The sequence below is a fragment of the Wenzhouxiangella sp. AB-CW3 genome, from assembly GCF_014725735.1.
Taxonomy (GTDB): Bacteria; Pseudomonadota; Gammaproteobacteria; order Xanthomonadales; family Wenzhouxiangellaceae; genus Wenzhouxiangella.
The window spans coordinates 1,733,781-1,749,268 of record NZ_CP061368.1 but is presented as its reverse complement, the minus strand read 5'-3'; the positions used below and the strand labels follow the sequence as shown (position 1 = coordinate 1,749,268).

Below are 15,488 nucleotides of genomic sequence, written 5' to 3'. Positions count from 1 at the left end.
CCGCTCTCTGCGGCGGGTTGGTAGAATGCCGCCCCACTCATAGCAGCCGTGCCCATGTCCACGCCATTCTCCGTCCTCAATCCGCCACGCTCCGCCAGTGAAACGGTCGACTGGCCCCTGCTCGACGGACTGGCGCTTGCCCTGGCCCTGTCCACCCATGCCGCGCGCAAGGGTGGTCCATTGCTGGTGGCGGCCCCCGACGGCTATGCCGCGCGCCGGCTGCGCGACGATCTCAACCAGTTCGGCGGCCCGAAAGCCGAGCTGTTCCCGGACTGGGAAATCCTGCCCTACGACCTGTATTCGCCGCACCCCGATCTGGTCTCGCGCCGGCTGGACCTGCTCGCGCGCCTGCCCGGCATGACAGACGGCATCGTCATCGCACCGATGACCGCGCTCATGCAGCGCCTGCCGCCGGTGGCCTGGGTGCAGGGCCAGAGCCTGAATCTCGCAGTAGGCGAACGCATCGACATGGCCTCTTTCCGCGATACCCTGCACGCGGCCGGCTATGCACCTTCCGAGCAGGTCTGGCAACCCGGGCAATTCGCCGTGCGCGGGGCGGTGCTCGACCTGTGGCCCATGGGCCGGCCCGATCCCTACCGGCTGGAATTGTTCGACGACGAGATCGAATCCATCCGCATCTTCGATGCCGAGAGCCAGCGCTCGACCGAGAAGCTGGAACGCATCGACATGCTGCCGGCACGCGAGTACCCGTTCGACGAGGACAGCCGCCAGGCCTTCCGGCGCGCCTTCCGCATGCGTTTCGATGTCGACCTCCGGCGGGCCCTGCCCTATATCGAGGTGGGCGAAGGACACCACAGCCAGGGGCTGGAACAGTACCTGCCGCTGTTTTTCGAACACACTGCCTCCCTGCCCGATTACCTGCCGGCCGAGCACCGTCTGGTCATGCTGGCCGGCGTCGAGGAATCGGCCAACGATTACGCCACCCGCATCCACCAGCGTCATGAACAGCGCCGCGGCGACCTCGAGCGCCCCTGCCTGAATCCCGACGAGCTGTTTCTGCCCGCCGCAGAACTGATGGGGGTGATGAAGGCCGATGCCGACGTGCGCATCATCCGCCGCCAGGCGGCGAAGGCCGCGATCGAGACTCCACCGACCGTGGACCTCGACCACGAGGCCGACCAGGCCGCGAAGAAACTCGCTGAACTGCCCGGACGCGTCCTGGTGGCCGCCGATACCGCCGGCCGCCGCGAGCTGATCCACGACAACCTGAAATCAGCCGGACTCAAACCGAAGCTGCTCGACTCCTGGTCGGCCTTTCTGAGTGGCGAAGACAGGTTGGCACTGACGGTCATGCCGGTATCCGGGGGTGTCAGCCTGCCCGACCGCGGCATCACCGTGCTGACCGAGGCCGAACTGTTTCCCGGCCACACCCGCACCATCCGGCGCGAACGACGCAGCGGCCAGGACCCGGAAAGCATGGTCAAGAGCCTGGCCGATCTCCAGCCCGGCGCCCTGGTGGTGCACCTGGAACATGGCATCGGCTGCTACCTCGGCCTGGAAGTGCTCGATTCGGGCGACACCACCGCCGAGTATCTGTGCCTGGAATATGCCGACGAGGACAAGCTCTACGTGCCGGTCACCGATCTGCACCTGGTCAGCCGCTACACCGGCGCCGATCCGGAGATGGTCGACCTGCACCGCCTGGGCTCGGAAAAGTGGCAGCGCACCCGCCGCAAGGCGGCCGAGAAAGTCCGCGACGCCGCCGCCGAACTGCTCAACCTGCAGGCCCGGCGCGCCGCCCGCCGGGGTCATGCCTTTCCCGTCGATCGCGGCCTGTATGCCCGCTTCGCCGCCGGCTTCGAATACGAGGAAACCGAGGACCAGCTCGACGCCATCGAGGCAGTCATCGCCGACCTGGCTTCCGAGGAACCCATGGACCGGGTCATCTGCGGCGATGTCGGCTTCGGCAAGACCGAGGTCGCCCTGCGCGCGGCCTTCGTTGTCGCCGAATCGGGCCGGCAGGTGGCCATGCTCGCCCCCACCACCCTGCTGGCCGAACAGCACTACCGCAACTTCGCCGACCGCTTCGCCGACTGGCCGGTGAATGTCAGACTGCTCTCGCGCACCGGCAAGCAGACCGCCAACATCGTTACCGGACTGACCGACGGCACGGTCGACATTGTCATTGGCACCCACAAGCTGTTGCAGAAGGACATCAAGTTCAGGGATCTGGGCCTGGTCATCGTCGACGAGGAACAGCGCTTCGGCGTGCGCCAGAAGGAACGACTCAAGGCGCTTCGGGCCGAGGTCGATTTGCTCACGCTTACCGCCACGCCCATTCCGCGCACACTCAACATGTCCATGGCCGGGCTGCGCGAGCTGTCCATCATCGCCACGCCGCCGGCCCGGCGCCTGGCCGTACGTACCTTTGTGTCGGAATGGGACAGCGGCACCATCCGCGATGCCGTCAGCCGCGAGTTCCAGCGCGGCGGCCAGGTCTACTACCTCCACAACGAAGTGCGCAGCATGGCTCGCCAGGTCGCCGACCTGCAGGAGATGTTCCCCGAGGCGCGCATCGGCATGGCCCACGGCCAGCTGCCACCGGGCGAAATGGAAAAGACCATGCGCGATTTCTACTCGCGCCGCATCAACCTGCTGGTGTGCTCGACCATCATCGAAAACGGCATCGACGTGCCCACCGCCAACACCATCATCATCAACCGCGCCGACAAGTTCGGCCTGGCGCAGCTCCACCAGCTCCGCGGCCGGGTCGGTCGCTCGCATCACCTGGCCTATGCCTACCTGGTCACCCCGCCGTGGAAAGTCATCACGCGCGATGCCCAGAAGCGCCTGGAAGCCATCCAGTCACTGGAAGAACTGGGCGCGGGTTTCACCCTGGCCAACCACGACCTGGAAATCCGCGGTGCCGGCGAACTGCTGGGCGAGGAACAGTCCGGGCAGATCGAGGCGATCGGCTTCTCGCTCTACTCCGACCTGCTCAACCGCGCCGTCGAAGCACTGAAGAACGGCGAGGAGCCCGACCTGGACGAACCGATGTCGATCACCAGCGAGGTCGATTTGCACCTGACCGCCATGATTCCGGACAGCTACCTGCCCGACGTGCACCAGCGCCTGGTGCTCTACAAGCGCATCACCCAGGCCGACAGCGACAAGAAGCTGCATGACCTGCAAGTCGAAATGATCGACCGCTTCGGCCTGCTGCCGCCCGAGGTCAAGAACCTCTTCGCCACCGCCGAGCTCAGGCTCCGGGCCAGGAAACTGGGCATGAAGCGCCTGGAAGTCGGACCGGCCGGCGGCCGCGTCGAGTTCCAGTCCAAGCCCGACATCGACATGGGCGAGCTGTTGAAAATGATCCAGAAGGAATCCCACACCTTCGAACTGCCCGACAACGACAAGCTGCGCGTCAAGGGCGAGTTCGAATCGCCCGAGGACCGCTTCCACATGGCCGAGGAGCTGCTGGAGCGACTGACGCCGGGGGAGCGGGCAGTGGCCTGAATGGTGGTCCATCCCGATCAGCTTCGCCTACGACTATTGAGGTCAGGCGCCCGAATTCCCTGCGTTGCCCCGCTTACTAATGCGGTCACTGATCAGCAGACACACAGAGCTTCGGAGCCGGTCACCGGCAAGGCGCGCGAGCGCAGGCATAGTGGACCTATGTCAAGCGAGCGGAACACGCGCAGCCGGCCCCGTGCCGAGTGCTTTTTGCCTTCGGCAAACCGCAATCGGCACGGGGCCTGCGCTGCGGGTGACCGGCTCCGAAGCTCTGTGTGTCTGCTGATCAGTGACCGCATTAGTAACCCCCAAGTCGCATGCCGCATTGATCGAGCAGGTCCTGCCACGCGCTGGTATGTCTTGCGATGGCCTGATCAAAAGCCTGCCAGTAGCCATGCTCGCTGCTATCGTCCAATACCGTCGCTACGTATTGTTCGAAGCTGTCACCGGGACTCCTGTTTTCCAGAGTGGCCAGCGCCAGAAGCGGTGGCAGCAGTTCGCGGCGTACCCGCTGCACATCGGCGAGGTAAGGCTGGACTTCGGCGGCATAGACCGTGGAAAACATGTTCTGCATGATCTCGGCCTCACGGTTGGGGCGACCGGACGGGCAAAGGGGTCGGTCTCCCAGGCGTTGTTCAATGAGATCGCTGGCGTCATTCAGTCGGGTCGTAACCAGAATGGCGCTGCGCAGTGCCTGGCCGGCTGACGGATCATTGCGCCAGCGTTGATAGACTCGATCAAGCGCTGGGATATCCTCCTCGAGATTGCCATCAAGCAGGGAATGGATACTTCGCTCTACCCGGCCTGCATTCTCGGCACTCCTTCCGAGTTGCTGAAGATCGGGCCGGACAGGCAGCGGACCACGCGAACGGGCGAAGTGGTTCTCGATCTCGCGACTGCCCCAGACGGCGTTCCAGGCGCTATCGGCAAGTGACTGTCGTTTCAGCGTGGCGGCTTCGACTAGTTGCTCACCCAATGCTTTGCGCTCGATGGTCTCTGCACACTCCTCGGCGGCGACGATGAAGCGACGATCGTAATCCAGCACAGTAAGCGGGTGGGCCACCCGGCCAAGCGTGGAATTGCGCTCGCCCACCACGTACTGCACCTCGCAGCCATACAGCCCGAGGAAATCAAGCATGCTGATGCTGATCGAATCGATATCGAGCACGCGCTCACGAGCCGAAGGCAACCTCGGTGCACTTGGCACCGGGGAGAGTTCCGAGTCGACATCGAGCACCCGGGAGAGGCGCTCGTTATACTCGTCAAGCATCGACTCGGGCTGCGAAAAGGGGTTGCAGCTCGCAAGCAGGATCGCAACGAAAACAAGGGCTAACGCACGCATGGCTGCCTCGCAGAACGTGACCGATACTCCAGGCCACCATACTGCCACGACCGCAAGCCCCGCGGCGTAAACGTCCGGACGGGGTTGTGCCAAGGGTGGTCCCGCATCACCCCCTGCCGATGAATCAATTGCCGATGCTGATCAATTCCGTGGTCAGTGATCCATCACCCAGATCGGCGGGCACCGGGGCCATGGCCTGAACAAAGATACGGGGGCTGTCATCGCTGATCCAGATGGTCTGCTCGTCTCGGTATTTATCCGTGGACTTCAAGTGTACCGGCCAGGCATCGAACCGGCCGGCGGGCACCTCGACGGACTCCAGATCTCCAACACGAATCCGGAACGTACGCACAACCGTCTCGACATCGATTTCAATAATGCGAAGCTTGTATTCCTCTCCACCCGACAGCGGCATGGCCGTCAGCAGGGCTTCCAGCCCGGATTCGCCGGCATAGGCCGGTTCGTCCAGCGCCAGGTCAACAGCGACTATCTGACCGGCGGCCTGAATGGTGCCGGTGACCTGATCCGGGCGGTAGTTGACCTGCATCCGCCCACCCTCCTGGCGCACCTTGCGTTCGATGGGCATCATGGTTTCGAAATCGAGTTCCAATCGGTCTTCGGTGGACCCCATTTCGGTCCGCGTCACCGTCCTGATCTTGAGTATCTGTGGTGAGGCGGCCCTGGCAACCCGGATATGACGAACCGAGTCGATATCCATGCGGGTGTCCCCAACTTTCAGGATGGTTCGATAGTCGAACTGCCCCGTGGCCACCACGGAGCTGTCCGGTTGCAGGTCGGCGGCTTGTCCGGCACCGCTCAGCAGCAGCCCCAAAATGATGATCAATCTGTTCATGGGTGCAAATACTACAGGATCCGTTTGCATCTCTGAGACCGTCGGCCACCCAAACCACCATAGCTCCGCCCTATTGCCGCCATGCAAACAATTCATTTTGCGGATTGCGCTGCAGTTCTTATAATCAGATGCACAGTGTTAGTGTGATGCATCGAACCGCACACTGGCGGGCTTGGCCCTGCCGGTTTTTCGCTTGACGGAGGAGTAGATCAATGGACGCAAAAACTCAATGCCCTTATGCACCGGCAAAGTACCGCCATACGGCTGCCGGAGGTCTGTCCAATTCGGACTGGTGGCCCAGCCAGCTCAAGCTGCAGATTCTCAATCAGAATTCACCGCTGGTCGATCCTCTGGGCGAGGATTTCAACTATGCTGAGGAGTTCGAGAAGCTCGACTATCAGGCCCTGAAGAAGGACCTGGAAGGCCTAATGACCGAGTCGCAGGAATGGTGGCCAGCCGACTACGGCCACTACGGCGGCCTGTTCATCCGCATGGCCTGGCACGCGGCCGGCACCTACCGTCTGCTTGACGGCCGTGGCGGTGCCGGCGCCGGCACGCTGCGCTTCGCGCCGCTCAACAGCTGGCCAGACAACGGCAACCTCGACAAGGCCGTGCGCTTGCTGTGGCCGATCAAGCAGAAGTACGGCAACCAGATTTCCTGGGCCGACCTGATCGTGCTGACCGGCAACGTCGCCCTGGAGTCCATGGGCTTCAAGACCTTTGGCTTCGCTGCCGGAAGAGAGGACGCCTGGGAGCCCGAAGGCGACATCTTCTGGGGTCCGGAATCGGAATGGCTGGGCAATGAGCGCCACGAATCCGACGGCACGCTCAAGGGGCCGCTGGCCGCCGACCACATGGGTCTGATCTACGTCAACCCGGAAGGTCCCGACGGCAACCCGGACCCGGCCGAAGCGGCGAAGTTCATTCGCCAGACCTTCAAGCGCATGGCGATGAACGACGAAGAGACGGTGGCGCTGATTGCCGGTGGTCATACCTTCGGCAAGGCCCACGGCGCGGTGCCCGACTCTGAACTGGAAGCGGAGCCCGAAGGCGCCCCGATCGAGCAGCAGGGTCTGGGCTGGAAGAACCCGCACGGCACCGGCAAGGGCCCCGATGCCACGACCAGTGGCCTGGAAGGCGCCTGGACCCAGGAGCCGACTCAGTGGGACAACAGCTTTTTCGACAACCTGTTCGGCTACGAGTGGGAACTGCACAAGGGGCCTGGCGGCAAGTCACAGTGGAAGCCCAAGGGCGAGCCGGCCGATGCCACCGTGCGCGATGCCCACGATGACTCGAAAAAGCATCCGCTGATGATGCTGACCACCGACCTTTCGCTGAAGGTCGACCCGGAATACCGCAAGATCTCCGAGCGTTTTCACAAGAACCCGGACGAGTTTGCCGACGCGTTTGCACGGGCCTGGTTCAAGCTCATCCATCGCGACCTCGGACCCAAGTCCCGCTACATCGGCCCCGAAGTGCCGGACGAGGACCTGATCTGGCAGGATCCGGTGCCGCCAGTCGATCATGAACTGATCGATGGCTCTGATATTGCCGAACTCAAGCGCAAGCTACTGGATTCCGGCCTGTCGCTGCGCGAGCTCGTGCTGACTGCCTGGGCATCGGCATCCACCTTCCGCAACACCGACAAGCGCGGAGGCGCCAACGGTGCTCGCATCCGCCTGGCTCCGCAGAACGAGTGGCCGGCCAACGAGCCCGAGCAGCTTGCCCGCGCCCTCAAGGTGTTCGAAGGCATTCAAAGCGACTTCAATGCCAGCGCGTCGGGCAACAAGAAGGTCTCGCTGGCCGATCTGATCGTGCTCGGCGGCACTGCCGCGGTCGAGAAAGCGGCCAAGGACGCCGGCCACGACATCGAGGTACCGTTCTCGCCAGGACGTACCGATGCTACTGCCGAGCAGACCGACGCCGAATCCTTCGAGTACCTCGAGCCGGTGGCAGATGGTTTCCGCAATTACATCGGCGAGGGCAAGGATCGTCCGCTCGAGGAGGTGCTGCTCGACCGCGCCCACATGCTCAGCCTCACTCCGCCGGAGATGACCGTACTGGTGGGCGGCATGAGAGCCCTGGGCGCCACGCACGGCGACAGCGGTCACGGTGTGCTGACCGGTCAACCTGGCAAGCTGACCAACGACTTCTTCGTCAACCTGCTCGACATGAGCACGGAGTGGAAGCCAATCGGCGACGACGCCGAGGTCTTCGAAGGCCAGGACCGTTCCAGCGGTGACAAGAAATGGACCGCCACGCGTGCCGATCTGATCTTCGGCGCCAACTCGCAACTGCGGGCGCTGGCCGAGGTCTATGCCACCGATGGCGCCCAGTCGAAGTTCGTCAACGACTTCGTGGCCGCCTGGACCAAGGTCATGAACGCGGATCGCTTCGATCTGGACTGATCGCAGACCTGAAACCGAGAAGAAGCACGAACCGGCGCCCCCTGGGCGCCGGTTTTCGTCTGACCCATGGTTTTACGTTTCTTTTGCGATCGATTGCGTAGGCTATCGGACTTGGCCAACAACTAAAAAGGATTGATGCAATGAGTGCCAGAAAATCAAGCGCACAGTGGCAGGGAGACCTCAAATCGGGCAAGGGCACCATGACCTTGGGGGATGGCGCCTGGAAAGGCCAGTACTCCTTCAGCTCCCGATTCGAGGAAGGCCAGGGCACCAACCCCGAAGAACTGATTGCCGCAGCGCATGCCGGCTGCTTTTCCATGGCATTGTCGAACATTCTGGCAGGCGCCGGCCATACCCCGGATTCCGTGCAAACCGAGGCGACGGTACACCTGGAAAAGGGTGACGAAGGGCCTTCCATCACGCGCATCGAGCTGGACTGCGAGGCCGTCGTGCCGGGAATCGGAGAAGACGAATTCAACCAGCATGCCGAAGCAGCAAGCAAGGGATGTCCGGTCTCCAGGGTGCTCGCCGGTGCCAGTATCAGCCTGAAGGCAAGACTCAAGTCCTGAACATCTTGCCCGGATTGAGAATGCCGTCCGGGTCGAAGTGCTGCTTGATCCAACGCATCAGTCCGATCTCGGCATCCGTGCGGCTGTAGTGCAGGTCATCACGCTTGAGCAGGCCCACGCCGTGCTCGGCCGACACGCTGCCTTCGAACTGACGCACCAGGTCGAACACCTTCGGGCTCAGCCGGCGAAGCGCATCATGAAAGTCTTCCACTGACCAATCGTGGGGCTTGAGTACATTCATGTGCAGGTTGCCATCGCCGATGTGCCCGAACCAGACCACCTCGAAGTCCGGATAGTGCCGGCCAAGCAGCCCGTCCAGGGCCTCCAGGAATGCAGGTACCCGCGAGACGCGAACGGACAGATCGTTCTTGTAGGGTGTGCATTCGCTGATCGATTCACTGATGGCCTCACGCCAGTGCCACAGTTCGCTGGCCTGTGCGCCTGACTGGCTGATCGTGCCATCGGCCACATGGCCGGCATCGAGCAGCTGTTCAAACAACGCCAGGGCCTGCTCCTGGCTGCCCTGCCCCGGGTCGTCGAACTCCACCACAGCATAGAAAGGGCAGCTCTCGTCGAGTGGAAAACGCTGCCCCGTGCGATCGGCCACATGGTCGACCGAACGCTGATCGAAGAACTCGAAAGCCGACAGATTCAGACCCGCGCGCAGATCAGCGAAAGCGCTCATGATCGCCTTCAGTCCGGTAAAGCCCAACAGCAGTACGGACTGTTCCGGGGGCGGACTGGTCAGGCCGACGGTCGCTTCGGTAATGATGCCCAGCACCCCTTCCGAGCCGATCATCAAGTGACGCAGATCCAGCCCCGTATTGTTCTTGACCAGGCCACGATTGAGCTCCAGCACTTCGCCCGACCCGGTCACCACCGTGACGCCGCGCACCCAGTCCCGGGTCATGCCATAGCGCAGCACACGAATGCCGCCGGCATTGGTGGCGATCGATCCACCGAGATGACTGGAACCGGCCGCGGCCCAGTCAACCGGGTAGCATAGCCCCTGCTCCGCGGCCAGCCGCTGCACCTCGCCCACCGGCATCCCGGCCTGGGCGCTAAGACTGGCATCGACCGTATCGATTTCGATCAACGCCCGCATTTTTTCAAGCGAGACCACCACCTCGCCATAGGGCGCGACCGCCCCTCCAGACAGCCCTGTACGACCGCCACTGGGGACCAGTCGACGCCCGGTCCGGCGCGCCCACTTGACCAGCTCGACCACGTCCGCGGTCGATTTCGGAAACGCAATCGCCTCGGGCCGTGGAGGCCAGAAACGGGTCCAGTCTCGCCCGAAATGGTCCAGGTTGTCCGGGTCGGTCAGTATTTCGATGCCATCAATCGCGTTCATGACTGGATTATCGCTTGATTGATTCGCAGATTGTGACCAAACTTGCAGACTTTACCAATGACCAGAGGACCGCGCTCGGACAATGAGCGAAAAGCCCTACTCCCTACCCAAGGACAAGATCAACTTTCTGCTGCTCGAAGGCATACACGAGCGTGCCGTGGACAGCCTGCGGCGGGCCGGATACAGCAATCTGCGGGTGGAATCCACCGCCCTGCCCCCCGACGAGCTGAAGGAGGCCCTGGCCGGCGTTCACTTTCTCGGCATTCGTTCACGCAGCCAGATCGATGCTGCCGCGCTTGAGCAGGCCGATCGGCTCACAGCCATCGGCTGCTTCTGCATCGGCACCGACCAGGTCGACCTGTCTGCTGCCTGTCGGAAAGGCATTCCCGTCTTCAACGCCCCCTATGCCAACACCCGCTCAGTGGCCGAGTTGGTGCTGGCCGAGATCATCATGCTGATGCGCGGCATTCCGGCCAAGAACGCCGCCGCCCACCGCGGGCAATGGCTGAAGACAGCAAAGGGCTCGCACGAAGTGCGCGGCAAGACGTTGGGCATTGTCGGTTTCGGTCATATCGGTTCGCAACTCGGCATCCTGGCCGAAGGGCTGGGCATGAACGTGATTTTTCACGACATTGCCGACAAGCTCACCCTGGGCAATGCCACACCGGTAGGCAGCCTGGTCGAGTTGCTGCACCAGGCAGACATTGTCAGCCTGCACGTCCCCGACACCGAGCTGACCCGGGGCATGATCGGGCGTACTCAACTGGCAGCCATGAAACCGGGCAGCCACCTGATTAACGCTTCGCGCGGCAAGGTCGTGGATATCCCCGCCCTGGTCGAGGCCATGCAATCCGGCCACCTCGGCGGTGCGGCCATCGACGTGTTCCCGGTCGAGCCTTCCGGGGGCGATGAAGAGTTCGTCAGCGAGTTGCGCGGGCTGGACAACGTGCTGCTGACCCCGCATATCGGCGGTTCAACGCGCGAAGCCCAGGAGAACATCGCCCTTGACGTCGCCACCAAGATGGTGCGCTACTCCGACAACGGCTCGACCATGGGTGCAGTCAACTTTCCGGAAGTCAGCCTGCCCGACCATGCCACCGCCCGTCGCATCCTGCATATCCACCACAACGAGCCGGGTGTGCTGCAGGCCATCAACACGGTGTTCTCCGAGGCCGAGATCAACATCGCCGCCCAGTACCTGCAGACCACACCCGATGTCGGCTACGTGGTCATGGACGTGGAAACGGATGACGCCACATCACTGGTGCGCGGCCTGGAAAAAATCCCCGCTACCATCCGCACCCGCTTCCTGCTCTGATGGAATGCCTGGAAGGTGGCCTGGAAATCATTTGGGAACCGCAGATGAACGCAGATAAACGCAGATTATGAAAGGCCTGATCCAGGCCTACCAGGCTTATGCCTGCGTAGTGCCAGACTTGTTTCGCTAGTAAATTGAAGGTGTACTCATCTGCGTTAATCCGCGTTCATCTGCGGTTAGCCAATATCAACAGACACGCTCAATACAGATACCCCATGAATCAACCCGACATTGAACTCAACATCGACAAGAACCGTTTCCAGACCATCGTTGACGGCCATCCATGCGAACTGGGTTTCGAACTGACCGATGGCGTGATCCACATCAACCATGTCCGGGTGCCAAAAGCCGTCGGCGGCCGCGGCATTGCCGGCGAACTCACCCGCCACGCCCTGGACCATGCCCGCGCCCAAGGCTGGAAAGTCGTGCCCAACTGCCCCTACGTGAAGACCTGGATCGATCGCCACCGAGAATATGCGGAACTTGTGGCGTGATACTTGTGTTGGAGTGGTAAAAGACTGAACACGAAGTCCACGAAGCAGGGCACGAAGTTCACGAAGAAAAATCCATATCTTCCATCCTTCGTGACCTTCGTGCCCTGCTTCGTGTTCTTCGTGTTATTAACGCGACAATCAAATAGTTTGCCGGGTTAATCTCGATCAAATGAGATGCCTCTGCGCATAAGCCTCGCGCCAGTAGGCGCCTTTCTTCTGCGCCACTTCGGTATCGAAGTAATGTCGAAAACGGCGGCGATCATCGGGCTGGTCTTTCAGGGCTGAACCGATGATGAAATGAATCAGGTGATCGACACGCAGCTCACCCGCACTGTAATACCAGGCATGGATACACAGGGCATGGGCCACACTGACCGCCTCGGCCGTCGACATGGTGGCGCCGGCCAATCGGTCGGTGGACCGACCGCTCAGGGACTGACCGTTTCTGAGCTCATGGAAGATGGTGACCAGCACTTCGATGACCTGCTCGTCAAGGTCAATATCAATACCTGAACCATGGTTCAGCCGCACGACCTCGCGCATAACGACCTCCAGCTCGTCATCGACTCTTCGAATAGGCGGTATGTTCTCGAAGTTCATACGCCGTTTGAGCGCCGCGCTCATGCGGTTCACGCCCTCGTCGATGCTGTTGGATGTGGCAATCACGTTGAATCCGGCACGTGAATACAGCACACTTTCTTCGTCGCTGAACTCCGGGATGGTAATCATGCGATCCGACAGAATGGACAACAGCGCATCCTGCAGCGGCTGGGGGCATCGTGCCACTTCCTCGAAGCGTACGATCTTACCATCGCGCATGCCACGGTAGATCGGACTGGGCACCAGCGCCTCCGGAGTGGGCCCGCCATGCTGCAGCAAAGCCTCGTTCCAGGTGTAGAGCAACTGGTCCACCTGGCTGACCGCACCACCCTGAATGGTCAGGGATGAGTCGCCGGAGATTGCAGCAGCCAGCAACTCCGACAACCATGACTTTGCCGTCCCTGGCTCCCCCACGAGCAAACAGCCACGGTCCGTGCACAACGCAATGACAATACGCGTGACCACACCGGGGTCAACCACGATTTTCGGCACAATGCCGACTTCTTCGTCCCCGAGCACGAACTTCTCGACTGCAATGGGCGACATCGCCCAGCCCGGCGGGACCGGATGGCTATCCCATTTCCTCAGTCGGGCAATTTCATCGGCATGGGCCTGCTCGGCGGGCAGCCGCTGCAGCTTCACCTTGCTGTCATCAACCGCCGGCTTCTTCGATGCTTTCTTCTTGGGACTCACGGGCTCCTCCGTCCGCCGCGAACTTCCGGCGCCATGCGTTCCTGCGGCAGAATACGTGGCAGTTCACTGAGTGGAATGACGCCGTTGATGACATGATCCAGCGCACTGTCTCGCATGGTGATCAGCCCGGAATCCAGTGCCCGCCAGCGCAGCTCACCCACCGGCGGCTGCAGGGAAATGGCCTGACGAATGTCATCGTTGATCTGCATGTATTCAACAACTGCCACCCTTCCGCGTGTGCCACGACCTCCACACTGCTTGCAGCCTGCTCCTTCAAAGCACTGAAATCCGTCTGGCACCTGGTCGGGAAACAGTTCGCGCAGGATGGCCGGATCGGCCTCGGCCGCCTGGCGGCAGTGATTGCAGATGCGCTTGGCCAGTCGCTGCGCGACGACCGCCAGCAGTTCGCCAGCGATCGAGTTGGGCATGACGTCCAGGTCATACAGACGCTGCAGGGCGTCGACAGCATCGTTGCTGTGCAGCGTGGACAGTACCAGGTGACCGGTCTGCGACGCGCGCATGGCCTCCAGCGCAGTCTCGGCATCACGAATTTCACCGACCAGAATGACGTCGGGATCCTGGCGTACAAACGAGCGCATCGCGTCGGCAAAGTTGAAACCGATCTCGGGACGAGCCCGGGTCTGCTGGATGTTGTCGATGGAGTACTCGATAGGATCCTCCACCGTGATGACCTTGCGACGACCATCATCAGCAAGTTCCTGCAGCGCTGCGTACAGCGTGGTTGACTTGCCCGAACCCGTCGGACCGACCACCAGGACCAGGCCGGCCGGATTGTCCAGAAGGCGCTGATAGAACCGTGCAACACGGTCGGACATGCCAAGCTCTTCAAGACCCAGTACGCGACCGGTCTGGGACAACAATCGAATGACAGCATGTTCACCATGGAGTGATGGCTGGATCTGCACACGAAGGTCATAGGTGGTCGAGCCAACCTTCATGTGTGACCGACCGCCCTGCGGCAGTCGCCGCTCTGCGATATTGATCTCGGCACGCACCTTGATGACGTTGATCAGACCGGCATGATCGCGCGGAGTCAGCTTGTAGTGGCTGAGATCCCGCATCTCGCCGTCGGCCCGAACGCGAATGCGAATCCGCTCGTGGTATCGCTCGACATGAACATCGGAAGCGTTGACACTGACCGCATCAAGCAGAATGGCTTCATATATGGAGACCAGATAGTGGCTGAGCTCCCGACTGGATGCGTCCAGCAGATCCTCACTGGCAGCCGGATCAACGTGTGTTTCATCCCAGCTCAGCAATGTATTGCTGCGACTGCTCAGGTCAATAGCCGACCAGATACGCCTGAAGTCGGTGGGCGTGACCAGGATCTTCTTGACCGCCTCATAATCATGCATGCGCAGCAAGTCATCGGTCTGCACATCCGGGTTGTCGGTGGCAGCCACCAGGGTCCGACCATCCTGGCGAATGGGCAGCAGTCGCTGGTTGTCGAGAAAAGTCTTGGGAAACTGCCTGAACAAGTCATGATCCAGCTGCTTGAGCAGATCTTCAGCTTCTCCCAGTTGAAGACCGTGCTGTTCTGCCAACGATTGATACAGGTCGGAGTCGGCTACCCTCATGTTCTTCCGGGCCACCGTGAGCACCGGCTTGCCTTCATGAATCGCCTGCGCCCGCGCCTCGGAGAGACTGGCCTCGTCGATGTAGCCCAGATCGATCAGGACCTCACCGCTATCCCTTGTGAAGTTCACCGTGCCCAGTGGGATCCGCTTGAGATCGGACCCGTCGACCTGCACACAGACCAGCTCAGGCATGAGCGAATCGCTGCCTTCCATGCAGATCAGGCTGCCGCCTGAAGCGAGCTGTTTGACAAGATGCTCCCTGTTTTCCAGAAAGCAGCTGCAGAAGATCAGGTCGAACGGCGAGTGATCCTGCGCACCAAGCTCACCATCCCCGAGAATGATCTCCACGTCATGGATGTCCGCGCGCTTGAGGTTCTGCCGTGCTATGTCGGCCAGGATACTGCTGCGCTCCACGACCACCACTGACCCGGCAAGTCGCGAAAACACTGCCGCCAGGTAACCGGCACCCACGCCAATCTGCAACACCCGCATCCCGGCATCAATCCTGGGCAAGCGCTGGAGAATCTGGCGTATGGCCGAACGGGTTGGAATGCTGCGACCAGAGATGACATCGTGCAGGTCTGGCGATGCAATGAACAGAGATCTCGAAAGCCCCTGCAAGGCCTCGTCAAAGCGGAAACTACTCGCGGTTCTGATGACAATTCCCCCTTTTCACCGAAAAATTGCTGCTGGTGTTGGCGTCTTGTCGACGCAAAGGCTGATCCTTGCATTTAGAATATCAGACATTGCGCAAACAAGTCCTGTGCAATACTGCTACGCCAATC

General features: G+C 61.5%; 10 protein-coding genes. 5 read left to right on the top strand and 5 right to left on the bottom strand.

Features of this window, described 5'->3' with window-relative positions:
- Positions 1–54 precede the first annotated feature (54 nt).
- Positions 55–3,477, top strand: coding sequence for a transcription-repair coupling factor (gene mfd, locus IC757_RS07570; RefSeq protein WP_190976720.1), 3,423 nt, complete (start codon positions 55–57; stop codon positions 3,475–3,477).
- A gap of 295 nt (positions 3,478–3,772) precedes the next feature.
- Here the strand turns inward: mfd and IC757_RS07565 are convergent, their stop codons facing one another.
- On the bottom strand, positions 3,773–4,744 hold the full coding sequence (locus IC757_RS07565; RefSeq protein WP_190976719.1) for a DUF3080 family protein: 972 nt from the start codon (positions 4,742–4,744) through the stop codon (positions 3,773–3,775).
- Between the two features lie 196 nt (positions 4,745–4,940).
- Entirely contained in the window at positions 4,941–5,669 is a 729-nt protein-coding gene (locus IC757_RS07560) for a DUF3108 domain-containing protein (protein WP_190976718.1), read from the bottom strand.
- A 212-nt stretch (positions 5,670–5,881) separates the two neighbouring features.
- Between IC757_RS07560 and katG the strand changes: the two genes are divergently transcribed.
- Together katG and IC757_RS07550 are read left to right on the top strand one after the other, a co-directional pair.
- Positions 5,882–8,077: a catalase/peroxidase HPI gene (gene katG / locus IC757_RS07555; RefSeq protein ID WP_190976717.1), complete on the top strand. Its 2,196-nt coding sequence runs from the start codon at positions 5,882–5,884 to the stop codon at positions 8,075–8,077.
- A gap of 140 nt (positions 8,078–8,217) precedes the next feature.
- Positions 8,218–8,646, top strand: coding sequence for an OsmC family protein (locus tag IC757_RS07550; protein WP_190976716.1), 429 nt, complete (start codon positions 8,218–8,220; stop codon positions 8,644–8,646).
- On the opposite strand, the gene IC757_RS07545 is transcribed toward IC757_RS07550, so the two are convergent.
- Entirely contained in the window at positions 8,636–10,000 is a 1,365-nt protein-coding gene (locus IC757_RS07545) for an FAD-binding oxidoreductase (RefSeq protein WP_190976715.1), read from the bottom strand. The two genes, IC757_RS07550 and IC757_RS07545, sit on opposite strands and share 11 nt — an antisense overlap.
- Positions 10,001–10,082: 82 nt before the next feature.
- Between IC757_RS07545 and serA the strand changes: the two genes are divergently transcribed.
- Both serA and IC757_RS07535 read left to right on the top strand, forming a co-directional pair.
- Complete coding sequence (serA, locus tag IC757_RS07540; RefSeq protein ID WP_190976714.1) at positions 10,083–11,318, top strand: phosphoglycerate dehydrogenase; 1,236 nt, start codon at positions 10,083–10,085, stop codon at positions 11,316–11,318.
- Positions 11,319–11,533: 215 nt separating this feature from the next.
- On the top strand, positions 11,534–11,812 hold the full coding sequence (locus tag IC757_RS07535; protein WP_190976713.1) for a GNAT family N-acetyltransferase: 279 nt from the start codon (positions 11,534–11,536) through the stop codon (positions 11,810–11,812).
- A gap of 165 nt (positions 11,813–11,977) precedes the next feature.
- On the opposite strand, the gene IC757_RS07530 is transcribed toward IC757_RS07535, so the two are convergent.
- Entirely contained in the window at positions 11,978–13,105 is a 1,128-nt protein-coding gene (locus IC757_RS07530; protein WP_223846302.1) for an ATP-binding protein, read from the bottom strand.
- Positions 13,102–15,324, bottom strand: a complete 2,223-nt coding sequence (locus IC757_RS07525) for an ATPase, T2SS/T4P/T4SS family (protein WP_223846301.1) — start codon at positions 15,322–15,324, stop codon at positions 13,102–13,104. Before IC757_RS07525 ends, IC757_RS07530 begins: the two co-directional genes overlap by 4 nt.
- Between the last annotated feature and the right edge of the window lie 164 nt (positions 15,325–15,488).

Coding starts and splice junctions, on each gene's coding strand:
- katG (WP_190976717.1), top strand. CDS start 5,882: ATGGACGCAAAAACTCAATGCCCTTATGCACCGGCAAAGTACCGCCAT.
- serA (WP_190976714.1), top strand. CDS start 10,083: ATGAGCGAAAAGCCCTACTCCCTACCCAAGGACAAGATCAACTTTCTG.
- mfd (WP_190976720.1), top strand. CDS start 55: ATGTCCACGCCATTCTCCGTCCTCAATCCGCCACGCTCCGCCAGTGAA.
- IC757_RS07535 (WP_190976713.1), top strand. CDS start 11,534: ATGAATCAACCCGACATTGAACTCAACATCGACAAGAACCGTTTCCAG.
- IC757_RS07545 (WP_190976715.1), bottom strand. CDS start 10,000: ATGAACGCGATTGATGGCATCGAAATACTGACCGACCCGGACAACCTG.
- IC757_RS07560 (WP_190976718.1), bottom strand. CDS start 5,669: ATGAACAGATTGATCATCATTTTGGGGCTGCTGCTGAGCGGTGCCGGA.
- IC757_RS07565 (WP_190976719.1), bottom strand. CDS start 4,744: ATGCTTGACGAGTATAACGAGCGCCTCTCCCGGGTGCTCGATGTCGAC.
- IC757_RS07550 (WP_190976716.1), top strand. CDS start 8,218: ATGAGTGCCAGAAAATCAAGCGCACAGTGGCAGGGAGACCTCAAATCG.